Source organism: Saccharothrix sp. ST-888 (assembly GCF_000955975.1).
Taxonomy (GTDB): Bacteria; Actinomycetota; Actinomycetes; order Streptomycetales; family Streptomycetaceae; genus Kitasatospora.
In genome coordinates this window covers 1-11,427 of sequence record NZ_JYJF01000149.1, presented here as the reverse complement: position 1 = coordinate 11,427, position 11,427 = coordinate 1, and the positions used below count along the sequence as shown (strand labels likewise).

Genomic DNA, 11,427 nt, shown 5'->3' with positions numbered 1-11,427 from the left:
ATGAAGGCGCGGATGTCCTTGGGCAGGCAGCCGCCGCCGAAGCCGAGCCCGGCACCGAGGAACTTGGCGCCGATCCGGTCGTCGTGGGCGAGCGCCTGGCTGAGCCGGACCACGTCTGCGCCCGCGCTCTCGCACACCTCGGCCATCGCGTTGATGAAGGAGATCTTGGTGGCGAGGAAGGAGTTGGCGGCGACCTTGACCAGCTCGGCGGTCGGGAAGTCGGTGACCACGAACGGGACGCCCTCGGCGATCGGCGTCGCGTACACCTCGCGCAGCAGCTGCTCGGCCCGCTCGCTGCGCACGCCCGCCACCAGCCGGTTGGGGTGCAGGGTGTCGCCGACGGCGTAGCCCTCGCGCAGGAACTCCGGGTTCCAGGCGAGCTCCGCGTCGGCGCCGGCGGGGGCGAGCTCGGCCAGCCGGTCGGCCAGGCGGGCGGCGCTGCCGACCGGGACGGTGGACTTGCCGACCACCAGGGTGGGCCGGGTCAGGTAGGGCGCGATGGAGTCGAGCGCGGCGTCCACGTAGGACATGTCGGCCGCGAACTCGCCCTTCTTCTGCGGGGTGTTGACGCAGATGAAGTGCACGTCGCCGAAGTCGGCGAGCTCCTGCGGCGAGGTGGTGAAGCGCAGCCGCCCGGTCGAGCCCTGCTGCCCGGCAACGTGCTTGAGCAGCAGCTCGCCGAGGCCCGGCTCGTACATCGGCACGCGTCCGGCGGACAGCGCGGCGACCTTCTCCGGGTCGATGTCCAGGCCGAGCACCTCGAAGCCGAGCTCCGCCATGCAGGCGGCGTGCGTCGCGCCGAGGTAACCGGTGCCGATCACCGTGATGCGGAGGGTCACGTGCTTCCCCTTATGTCAGGTGTGCCGGAACCGTGCAGGTCTGCGTCCGGCCGCAGGGGTCGATGGTATCCGGCGGCCGGACGGGCTCCGCAGCGGTCCGTGCCGGGCGCCGGGAGCGGCAGGCTGCCGGTCGGTAACGATGGTGTTCCCGGGTGGTTGCGGACCGCCCGGAACTGCCGTCCCGGTGACGGGAATCCGTGTGACTGACGGCAGAATGCCCGGCATGGATTCGAAGGACGACATGCAGCACGACCCGGTCGCGGACCAGCCCGCCCACCTGAGCCTGTTCGACGACCGGTCCGCCGCGGAGTCCGACGGATCCGGGCCGGCGGACCCTGCCGGCGGCGGGCGCCGGCGGCGCACCCGGCGGGTGCTTCTCTGGGCGCTGGTGGCCCTGCTGGTGGTGATCGGCGGCGGGGTCGGCGCGCTCTACTGGACGGCGAACCACTACGCCTCCTCGGTGCAGCGCATTCCGAACGCCTTCCCGACCCTCCCGGAGTCCGCCCAGCCGCAGGCCGTCCCGCACAGCGGCATGACCTTCCTGCTGGTCGGCCTGGACGCCCGCTCGGACGTGCCGACCACCGGGTCCGAGGCCAAGGGCCCGGCCTGGAAGGAGGGGGCGGCCCGCAGCGACACCATGATGCTGATGCACATAGCCGCCGACCGCAGAAGCGTCTCGGTGGTCTCGATCGCCCGTGACACCTGGGTGGACATCCCCGGCCACGGCCAGGCGAAGATCAATGCCGCGTACTCCTGGGGCGGCCCGGCGCTGATGGTCCAGACCGTGCAGAACCTCACCGACATCCGGATCGACCACATCGCGGTGATCGACTGGGACGGCTTCCGTTCGCTGACCGACGCGGTCGGCGGCGTGGACATCACCATCCCCAAGACCATCGAGGCGGTCGGCGGCGCCCGACACTGGGACGCCGGCACCCAGCACATGGACGGCGACACCGCCCTCCAGTACGTCCGCGAGCGCCATGGCCTGCCCAACGGGGACCTGGACCGCACCAAGCGCCAGCAGAACTTCCTGCGGGCCCTGATGAAGCAGACCATGAACTCGGGCACCCTCTCCAGCCCGACCAGGCTCGGCGGCCAGCTGCAGTCGGTGGGCGACGTGGTGAGCGTGGACGACAAGCTGAGCAACAGCGACCTGTACGACCTGGCCTGGAGCATGCGCAGCCTGCGGGTCGGCGACGTGAGCTTCATGAACGCGCCCTTCGGCGGCTTCGCGACCATCGACGGCCAGGCCGCGGTGAAGCTGGACCGGGAGGCCGCGGCCCCGCTCTGGGAGGCCATGCGCAACGACCGGATGAGCGAGTACCTCGCCGCGCACCGCACCAGCGGTGACGTCCTGGGCGACAGCGTCCGCTGACCGCCGGGCGGGGTGTCGCGGACGTCACGTACGGGGTAGACAGGGAGCGAGCCTAGAATGAGGATCAATACTGCTACTTAACGGTAACTAACACGGTCAAGGGGCGAGGCAGATGGCGGGCAACTCAGGGGCGGACTTCGACCTGTTCCGGCTCAGCGACGAGCACGAGATGCTCCGCGAGGCGGTGCGTTCGCTCGCCGAGGCGAAGATCGCCCCGTTCGCGGCCGAGGTCGACGAGCACGGCCGCTTCCCGCAGGAGGCGCTGGACGCGCTGCAGGCCAACGACCTGCACGCGGTCCACGTCCCCACCGAGTACGGCGGCGAGGGCGCGGACGCGCTGGCCACCGTGCTGGTGATCGAGGAGGTCGCCCGGGTCTGCGCGTCCTCCTCGCTGATCCCGGCCGTCAACAAGCTGGGCTCGCTGCCGGTGCAGCTCTCCGGCTCCGAGGAGCTGAAGCAGAAGTACCTCGGCGCCCTGGCGCGCGGCGAGGGCATGTTCTCGTACTGCCTCTCCGAGCCGGACGCCGGTTCGGACGCCGCCGGCATGAAGACCCGCGCCGAGCGCGACGGCGACTTCTGGGTGCTCAACGGCGTGAAGCGCTGGATCACCAACGCGGGCGTCTCGGAGTTCTACACCGTCATGGCGGTGACCGACCCCGAGAAGCGCTCCAAGGGCATCTCGGCCTTCGTGGTCGAGAAGGGCGACGAGGGCGTCTCCTTCGGCGCGCCGGAGAAGAAGCTCGGCATCAAGGGCTCGCCGACCCGCGAGGTCTACCTGGACAACGTCCGGATCCCCGCCGACCGCATCATCGGCGCGGAGGGCACCGGCTTCGCCACCGCGATGAAGACGCTGGACCACACCCGCATCACCATCGCCGCGCAGGCCCTCGGCATCGCCCAGGGCGCCCTCGACTACGCCAAGGGCTACGTCAAGGAGCGCAAGCAGTTCGGCAAGGCCATCGCCGAGTTCCAGGGCGTCCAGTTCATGCTGGCCGACATGGCGATGAAGCTGGAGGCCGCCCGCCAGCTCACCTACGCGGCCGCCGCCAAGTCCCAGCGCCTGGACGGCGACCTGACCTTCTTCGGCGCCGCGGCCAAGTGCTTCGCCTCGGACGTCGCCATGGAGATCACCACCGACGCCGTCCAGCTGCTCGGCGGCTACGGCTACACCCGCGACTACCCGGTCGAGCGCATGATGCGCGACGCCAAGATCACCCAGATTTATGAAGGGACGAACCAGGTCCAGCGGATCGTCATGGCGCGCAACCTGCCGTAGCCACCGGCGACGAGAGGGCCCCGCCGACGGCGCGTCGGCGGGGCCCTTCGTGCTGCTCGGCGGGCTACTTGGGCTACTTGACGTCCGGCACCGCGGTGTCGTTCTTGAAGGCGTCGAAGACCTGCTTGGACTTCACCGGATCCCACTTGAGCGCCGACTCGCCGTCCGGGGTGCGGTAGTTGGCGTTGCCGACCGGGATGGTGATGGTCTTCCCGCTGCCGCCGGAGACGCCCTTCATGGCCAGGAAGAACGAGCCGAGGTCGGTCAGGCCGGTGTCGTTGTCCACGATCAGGGTGCCGAGGCCCGAGCTGATCATCGGGTAGAGCGTGAACGGGTTGAGCAGGGTGGCCGGGGAGGACGCCTGCTTGCCCAGCGAGGAGAGGAACTTCTGCTGGTTGCGCATCCGGCCCAGGTCCTGGTCGGCCATCTGGTGCCGCTGCCGGACGAAGGCCAGCGACTGGGTGCCGTTCAGGGTCTGGCAGCCGGCCTTCAGGTTGAGGCCCGAGTCCTGGTCCGAGATGTCCTTGTCGATGCACATGTTCACACCGCCGATCGAGTCCACGATGCCGACGAACCCGGCGAAGCCGATCTCGGCGTAGTGGTCGATGTGGATACCGGTGTTGGTCTCGATGGTCTGCACCAGCAGCTGGCCGCCGCCGTTGTTGAAGGCCGCGTTGATCTTCGCGGTGGTGGCGGGGATCGTCTTGCCGTTCCCGTTGGTGTTCAGGTGCTGCGGGATCGGCACCCAGGAGTCGCGCGGGATGCTCATCAGGGTGTTCCCGTTGTCCCCGACGTGCAGGACCATCATCGAGTCGCTGCGCTTACCGGTGTCGGTACCGGTGTGCATCGAGTCCTTCTGCGCGTCCGTGAGCCCGTCCCGGCTGTCCGAACCGACGATCAGCCAGTTGGTGCCCTTCCCGGCCGGCGGGCGGCCCGGGTACGAGGCCAGGGTGTTCTCGTGGTTGAGCTTGGAGTCGGCCCAGAAGTAGGTGCCGAGACCGGTCACCAGCAGCGCGCCGACCAGGGCCAGTGCGGTCACCTTGATCTTCCGGCTGCGCGGCCAGCGCGGGTTCGCCCCGTCCCCGGGCGTCACCCGGGCCGGCGGCACGGAACCGGGCGGCACGGAACCCGGGGGTACGGGGCCCGACGGCACGGCCCCGGGAGGTATGGAGCCGGGGGGCATCGCCCCCTGCCGGGGCACGCCCGCACCCGGCATCCCGCCCTGCCGCGGCGGGTACCCGGGCGCGGCGCCGTAGCCGCCGCCCTGCGGTGCCGCGGGCTGCGGACCGCGGGGTGCGGGCGCGCCGGGCCCGCGCGGGTTGAGCGAGGGCGGCAGCGGCGGCTCCGCACCGCTGCCCCGACCGTGAGAGCCGGCGCCGTTGCCCTGACCGTACGAGCTGCCGCCGCCGCTCGGGCGGTCCTCCTGCCACGTGTTCATGTGGGGAAGAATGCCCCAAACCCGTGGCCGGCAGTGCGGCCGGGGTGCCCAGCGGCCCGCTTGTAGCAGATTTGATGCACGCATCGGATGGTTCCGCCGCATGGTCACCGGCGTGTTCACCCGATGGGACCATCCTTGACCGGTCCGAAGCACGCGTGTTTGCATGGCGCGCATGGAACAGCGCTGGATCCTCACCCGTCGGCGGCACGTCGACCTGCTGCGGGTGTCCTGTTCGCTGTGTCGTGGCTGACCGCTCGCCACCGTTCGACCCTCGCTCCCGCCGCAGCGCCCGCATCCGAGGCGCCGGTCCCTCCCGCTCCTGCCTGCCCGGCCGCCGTCCGTCCGACTTCCGGCCGTCCCCACTCCCGTGGTCCGGACGGTTCGGGCAGGCGTCCCCGCCCGGTCCTGCGCCGTGCCCTGCCCTGCCCCGAGGTGAACCCCATGGCCACCGTCCTCTCCGTCTCCGGCTCGCCCTCCCCGACCTCCCGCACCACCCGCCTGCTGCGCCACGTCGACGCCCGCCTCACCGCCCACGGCCACCGGGTGGTCCCGTTCGAGGTCCGCAGCCTCCCGGCCGAGGCACTGCTGACCGCCGACACCTCGCACCCCGAGCTGGCCCGCGCCGTGGAGCTGTTCGCCCGGGCCGACGGCGTGGTGATCGGGACGCCCGTCTACAAGGCCGCGTACTCGGGCCTGCTGAAGACCCTGCTGGACGTACTGCCTCAGTACGCCCTGGCGGGCAAGACCGTGCTGCCGCTGGCCACCGGCGGATCGGCCGCCCACGTCCTCGCGGTGGACTACGCGCTGCGCCCGGTGCTCGCCTCGATGGGGGCCGAGCACATCACCCAGGGCTGGTTCGTGCTGGACCGGCACATCGCGGTCCGCGAGGACGGCAGCACCGCCGTCGAGCGGGAGACGGACGTCCTGCTCACACCGGTGGTGGACGCCTTCGCGGCCGCCCTGGACCGGCACACCGGTACGAACGCCGAGCCGGCCGCCCGAGCGGCCCTGACGGGCTGACCCCGAGACGGGCGGCGAAGCCCCCTAAGGGGAGGGGCCCGCATCCCGTACAGCAGGAGTCGTCCGGCTTCCTCCCGGCGGATGACGATTCACTCGCAGGGGGCTCCTAACGTGGTGTTTATCTCCCCACTCCACCGGATGGCGGTAACGCCGGCCGCAGCTCAGGGGTGGGGTCAACCCGAGGACGAAGACGGAAGCCTGCACCATGTCGGCGGGCGGGGGGTCTGCGTCAGGCTCGGGTCAACGGGTGGACCACAGATCGAGGAGACTCCAGTGACGACGGCAGCGACAGCCGTACAGGACCCACGGCTTCCCGGCGGTGAGACCGCTCCGGCGGCCTCCGCACGGCAGTTGACCAAGGCGTACGGTGCGGGGGAGACCAGGGTCACGGCACTCGACTCGGTCGATGTGGACATCCAGCGGGGCCGGTTCACCGCCATCATGGGGCCGTCCGGCTCGGGCAAGTCGACGCTGATGCACTGCCTGGCGGGCCTCGACACCGTCTCCTCGGGCCGGATCTTCGTCGGCGACACCGAGATCACCGGGTTGAAGGACCGTCAGCTCACCCGGCTCCGCCGGGACAAGATCGGCTTCATCTTCCAGGCCTTCAACCTGCTCCCCACGCTCAGCGCGCTGGAGAACATCACGCTCCCGATGGACATCGCCGGCCGCAGACCCGACCGGGCCTGGCTGGACCAGGTCGTGGCCACGGTCGGCCTGGCCGACCGGCTCAAGCACCGTCCGACCCAGCTCTCCGGCGGTCAGCAGCAGCGCGTCGCGGTCGCCCGGGCGCTGGCCGCCCGCCCCGAGATCATCTTCGGGGACGAGCCGACGGGCAACCTCGACTCCCGCTCCGGTGCCGAGGTGCTGACCTTCCTGCGCCGCTCGGTGGACGAGCTCGGCCAGACCATCGTCATGGTCACCCACGACCCGGTCGCCGCCTCCTACGCCGACCGCGTGCTCTTCCTCGCCGACGGCGTCATCGTCGACGAGATGCACGCCCCCACCGCCGACTCCGTCCTTGAGCGCATGCGTCGTTTCGACGGCAAGCGCACCAGCTGAGGGGCCGGTCCGATGCTGCTCAAGACCTCACTGCGGAGCTTCCTCGCCCACAAGGGGCGGATGGCGCTCTCGCTGATCGCCGTGGTGCTCTCGGTCGCCTTCGTCTCCGGCACCCTGGTCTTCTCCAACACCGCCACCTCGACCTTCGACAAGCTCTTCGCCTCCACGGCGTCCGACGTCTCGGTCCGCCCGCACAGCGACGACACCGCGGACCGGCAGGTCGGCGGAAAGGTCGGGACGGTCCCGGTCCAGACCGTGCAGAAGGTCTCCGGCCTGCCCGGCGTCAAGTCCGCGGTCGGCGAGGTCCTCGTGTCCAGCGCCGTCCTGGTCGACCCGGCCACCAACAAGACGGTCGGCCCCACCAGCGGCGCCCCGACCCTCACCGGCAGCTGGGTCGAGACCCCGCGCAAGTCCCTGGAGATCACCTCCGGCCGCGCCCCGCAGGGCTCCGGTCAGGTCCTGCTGGACAGCGACACCGCCAAGAAGGCCGGCCTCCGCCTGGACAGCCCGCTCCGCCTGATCACCGCGACCGGCAGCTACGACCTCAAGATCTCCGGCATCGCCACCTTCAGGACCACCAACCCCGGCGCGGCGCTCGCCTTCCTGGACACCCCGACCGCCCAGCGGCTGCTGCTCGACTCCACCGCCTACACCTCGGTCGAGGTCTTCGGCGACGGCAGCCGCAGCAACGACGAGCTCAGGACCGAGGCCGCCACCGCCGTCGGCACCGGCTTCGACCTGAAGACCGCAGCCGAGCAGAAGGCGGAGAACGCCAAGAGCGTCGGGTCCTTCCTCGACTTCATGAAGTACGCCATGCTCGGCTTCGCCGGGATCTCGCTGCTGGTCGGCGGCTTCCTGATCATCAACACCTTCTCCATGCTGGTCGCCCAGCGCACCCGTGAGATCGGCCTGCTGCGCGCCATCGGCGGCAGCCGGGGCCAGGTCAACGGATCGGTGCTGGTCGAGGCCCTGATCCTGGCGGTGCTCGGATCGACGCTCGGCCTCTTCGGCGGCATCGGCCTGGCCGTGCTGCTGATCCAGCTGATGAGCGCGGTCGGTATGAACCTGACCTCCGCCGCCCTGGAGATCGGCGCCTCCGTCCCGATCGCCTCGTACACCGTCGGCATCGTGATCACCCTGGTGGCGGCCTTCATACCGGCCCGCCGGGCCGGGAAGATCTCCCCGATGTCCGCCCTGCGCGACCACGGCACCCCGACCGAGGCCAGGGCCAACCGGATCCGCGCTGCCGCCGGCCTGGTGCTGACGGCCGGTGGCGCCGGCCTGCTGGTCGCGGCCGCCCAGGCGGGCAAGGCCGCCACCGGCGGTGCGTTCCTCGGCCTCGGCGTGGTGCTGACGCTGATCGGCTTCGTGGTGATCGGCCCGCTGCTCGCCACCGGCCTGATCCGGGTGCTCGGCGCGGTGCTGCCCGCACTCTTCGGCCCGTCCGGCCGCCTCGCCCAGCGCAACGCGATGCGCAACCCGCGCCGGACGGGTGCCACCGCCGCCGCGCTGATGATCGGCCTGGCGCTGGTCATCGGAGCCTCGGTCTTCACCTCCTCGATGGTCAGCTCGACCAATGCCCAGATCGACAAGTCCGTCGGGGCCGACTACGTCGTGCAGGGCAACCAGAACGGCCTCACCCCGGCCATGGTGAGCGCCGCGAAGTCCGCCAAGGGCCTCGCCCACCTCACCGAGCAGAAGCAGCTCGCCGCCACCCTCACCCTGCCGGACGGCAGCACGAGCAAGACCCAGCTGGCGGCCGTCTCACCGACCTTCGTCGACGACTTCCGGCTCCCCGTCAAGGCCGGCTCGGCCACCACGATCACCGGAGGCGGCATCTCGGTGGACGAGGACTTCGCCACCCGGCACCACCTCTCGGTCGGCGACCGGCTCACTGCCGACTACGGCCAGGGCCACACCCAGAGCCTGGTACTCGGCCTGATCACCGCCAAGGGCAACTCGTTCTCCGACGGCAACCTGTTCATCGGTCTCGACACCGTCGCCAAGGCCGTCCCGGCCGCCGAACTGCCGCAGGACGCCGCACTGTTCGGCAAGGCCGAGGCCGGCGCGGACAAGGCCAGGACCCTCGACGCCCTGCAGACGGCGCTCAAGGCGTACCCGCAGCTCACCGTCCAGGACCAGGCCGGCTACAAGAAGATCGTCCAGGACCAGATCAACACCCTGCTCTACATGGTCTACGGCCTGCTCCTGCTCGCCATCGTGGTCGCGGTCCTCGGTGTGGTGAACACCCTGGCCCTCTCGGTGGTCGAGCGGACCCGCGAGATCGGCCTGCTCCGGGCGATCGGCCTGTCCCGCCGTCAGCTGCGCCGGATGATCCGGCTGGAGTCGGTGGTCATCGCGGTCTTCGGCGCCCTGCTCGGCACCGGTCTCGGCCTGGCCTGGGGCATCACCGCCCAGCGGGTCCTCGTCGACAAGGGGCTGAGCACCCTGGCCATTCCGACCGAGAAGATCGTCGTCATCCTGCTGGCCTCGGCCGTGATCGGCCTGCTGGCCGCACTGCTCCCGGCCTTCCGGGCCGGACGGATGAACGTCCTCGCGGCGATCGCGACGGACTGACCGCACAGCGACCGGCCGGAAACGGCCGGATCGGGGGAACGGGTGGCCGGGTGCACAAGCACCCGGCCACCCGTTGTGCCAGGGGCGCCGACCTGCCGGCGTAGCCTGATCAACTGCTCAGCTGTCTGCGTTGCGCAGGCAGTCCCGCACCGAGCCGCCGGCGCTGCTCGCGCAGGCCCCTGCGCCCGGCGCTTACCGGGCTCCCCGGCCGCTGCGCCCCGGTCGCCGCTCCCCGGCAACGGGTCACGGGCACCCGATCTCGCTGCCCGTGGCTGCCGAGACGGTCGGCGCGGGCCCGGCCGGGCGCGACGCCGAGGGATCCGCTGCCGGGCCCGGTGGCGAGTCACCCGCCGAACCCGCCCCCGCCCCCGCCCTCGCCTCCGGCGCCGAAGCCGATGCTGGTGCCGAACCGGACGCCGAACTCGGCAGGGCAGTCACCCCCAGGTAGTCGCTGCCCGCGATCACCAGCAGGGTCGCCCCCAGCCCCGGGGCCCGGACCAGCTGCGCACCGGGCAGGGCGGCCGCGATCGTCCGTACCGACTCGTCCCAGCGCGGGTCGTACCTGATCAGCGTCCTGGTCGCGGTGCCGCCGCCGTCGGCGTTGGACGGTGTCCCGGTGGTGGCGAAGCCGAGCTTGCGCAGGTCACCGTCCACCCGGGCGCCGAGTCCCGGCGTCCCGGCCCCGTTGAGCACCTGCACCCGGATCTGCCCGGGCGGCACGCTCAACCCGGGCGATGCGGAAGCACCCGCCGCACCCGAGGTGCCCGACGCACTGGGCGAGGGCGACGGCCCCGCGGACGCCTCCGAGCGCCCGGTGAGCGGCCTGCCCTCGCGTACGGCGGTGAACAGGGCCTTGGCGGCGCGCTGGTCCCACAGGACGGTCGAGCCCACGCCGGTGACCTGGTGGTCGATGACCGAGAGCGGGACGGTCGCGAAGTCCGCGTTGGCCGCCGAGAGGTCCTTCAGCCGGCCGGCCAAGGCGAGCAGGTCGTCGGCGGAGAGGCCCCTGTCGACCTTGACCGACTTCAGCAGGCTGTCCACCACCCGGCCGAGCCGTCCCGGGTTGAGCAGCGTGCCGGTGTTGGTGGCCTGGCGCAACAGCTGTGCCAGCAACCGCTGTTGACGGTACATCCGGCCGAGGTCGGAGCTGCCGTCCACATGCCGGGCGCGGACGTACCTGAGTGCGCCCGCGCCGTCCAGCCGGGTCGTCCCGGCGGGCAGGTCCAGGCCCGCGAACTCGTCCTTCAGCGGCTTGGCGGTGCACACCTCGACCCCGCCCAGCGCGTCCACGGTGGAGACGAAGCCGAGGAAGTTGGCCTGGAGGTAGTGGTCGATCCGCAGGCCGGTGTTCTGCTCCACGGTACGGACGGTGAGCGGTGCGCCGCCCATCCCGTACGCCGCGTTGATCCGGCCCTTCCCGGCCGGGACCTGTCTGCCGGTGGCCGGGTCCCGGTGGGCCGGGATCGTGACGTAGGAGTCACGCGGGATGCTGACCACACTGGCTCGCCCGCCGTCCCTGGCGAGCTGGACGAGCATCATGGTGTCGGTGCAGTGACAGGACTCGCCGCCCGCGTGCAGCACGTTCTTGAGGGTGGCCTCCGGGATGCCCTCCCGGTCGTCGGTGCCGACCACCAGGATGGTGGTGCCCCCGTCGTCGTCGGGACGGTCCTCGGCCCCGGCGAAGGCGTCCACCCGGCCGATCGAGCTGCCCACCCCGTTGAGCACCGCCCAGCCCGTACCGGAGGTGGCCAGGACGGCCGTCGACACGCAGGCGGCCAGCCAGAGCCCGCCCCGGCGCCGGGCGGGCCCGGACCGAGCGGGGACCGAGCCGCGCGGA

Annotated in this window: 8 protein-coding genes; 5 read left to right on the top strand and 3 right to left on the bottom strand. The window is 71.5% G+C overall.

Features of this window, described 5'->3' with window-relative positions:
• The coding region (locus UK12_RS30050; RefSeq protein WP_045306355.1) for a UDP-glucose dehydrogenase family protein at positions 1-839 on the bottom strand (839 nt) is incomplete at its 3' end.
• Positions 840-1,062: 223 nt separating this feature from the next.
• On the opposite strand from UK12_RS30050, the gene UK12_RS30045 reads away from it, so the two are divergent.
• Positions 1,063-2,217 (top strand): LCP family protein, encoded by a 1,155-nt coding sequence (locus UK12_RS30045; protein WP_197085282.1) that lies wholly within the window; start codon positions 1,063-1,065, stop codon positions 2,215-2,217.
• A gap of 112 nt (positions 2,218-2,329) precedes the next feature.
• Entirely contained in the window at positions 2,330-3,493 is a 1,164-nt protein-coding gene (locus tag UK12_RS30040) for an acyl-CoA dehydrogenase family protein (RefSeq protein WP_045306354.1), read from the top strand.
• A 73-nt stretch (positions 3,494-3,566) separates the two neighbouring features.
• Here UK12_RS30040 and UK12_RS44620 read toward each other — a convergent pair whose 3' ends face one another.
• On the bottom strand, positions 3,567-4,931 hold the full coding sequence (locus UK12_RS44620) for an LCP family protein (protein ID WP_045306353.1): 1,365 nt from the start codon (positions 4,929-4,931) through the stop codon (positions 3,567-3,569).
• Between the two features lie 441 nt (positions 4,932-5,372).
• On the opposite strand from UK12_RS44620, the gene ssuE reads away from it, so the two are divergent.
• The 3 genes from ssuE to UK12_RS30020 all read left to right on the top strand — a co-directional run bounded on the left by ssuE (position 5,373) and on the right by UK12_RS30020 (position 9,590).
• Positions 5,373-5,951 (top strand): NADPH-dependent FMN reductase, encoded by a 579-nt coding sequence (ssuE, locus tag UK12_RS30030; RefSeq protein WP_045306352.1) that lies wholly within the window; start codon positions 5,373-5,375, stop codon positions 5,949-5,951.
• Between the two features lie 273 nt (positions 5,952-6,224).
• Complete coding sequence (locus UK12_RS30025) at positions 6,225-7,013, top strand: ABC transporter ATP-binding protein (protein WP_045306351.1); 789 nt, start codon at positions 6,225-6,227, stop codon at positions 7,011-7,013.
• 12 nt (positions 7,014-7,025) lie between these two features.
• Positions 7,026-9,590, top strand: a complete 2,565-nt coding sequence (locus UK12_RS30020) for an ABC transporter permease (RefSeq protein ID WP_045306350.1) — start codon at positions 7,026-7,028, stop codon at positions 9,588-9,590.
• 243 nt (positions 9,591-9,833) lie between these two features.
• Here UK12_RS30020 and UK12_RS30015 read toward each other — a convergent pair.
• Positions 9,834-11,427: LCP family protein (locus UK12_RS30015; protein WP_052682289.1), on the bottom strand; the 1,594-nt coding region annotated here is incomplete at its 5' end.

What these genes read in the sequence shown, in the direction of transcription:
- UK12_RS30045 (WP_197085282.1), top strand. Translation starts at nt 1,063, where the DNA reads ATGGATTCGAAGGACGACATGCAGCACGACCCGGTCGCGGACCAGCCC.
- UK12_RS30040 (WP_045306354.1), top strand. Translation starts at nt 2,330, where the DNA reads ATGGCGGGCAACTCAGGGGCGGACTTCGACCTGTTCCGGCTCAGCGAC.
- UK12_RS44620 (WP_045306353.1), bottom strand. Translation starts at nt 4,931, where the DNA reads ATGAACACGTGGCAGGAGGACCGCCCGAGCGGCGGCGGCAGCTCGTAC.
- ssuE (WP_045306352.1), top strand. Translation starts at nt 5,373, where the DNA reads ATGGCCACCGTCCTCTCCGTCTCCGGCTCGCCCTCCCCGACCTCCCGC.
- UK12_RS30020 (WP_045306350.1), top strand. Translation starts at nt 7,026, where the DNA reads ATGCTGCTCAAGACCTCACTGCGGAGCTTCCTCGCCCACAAGGGGCGG.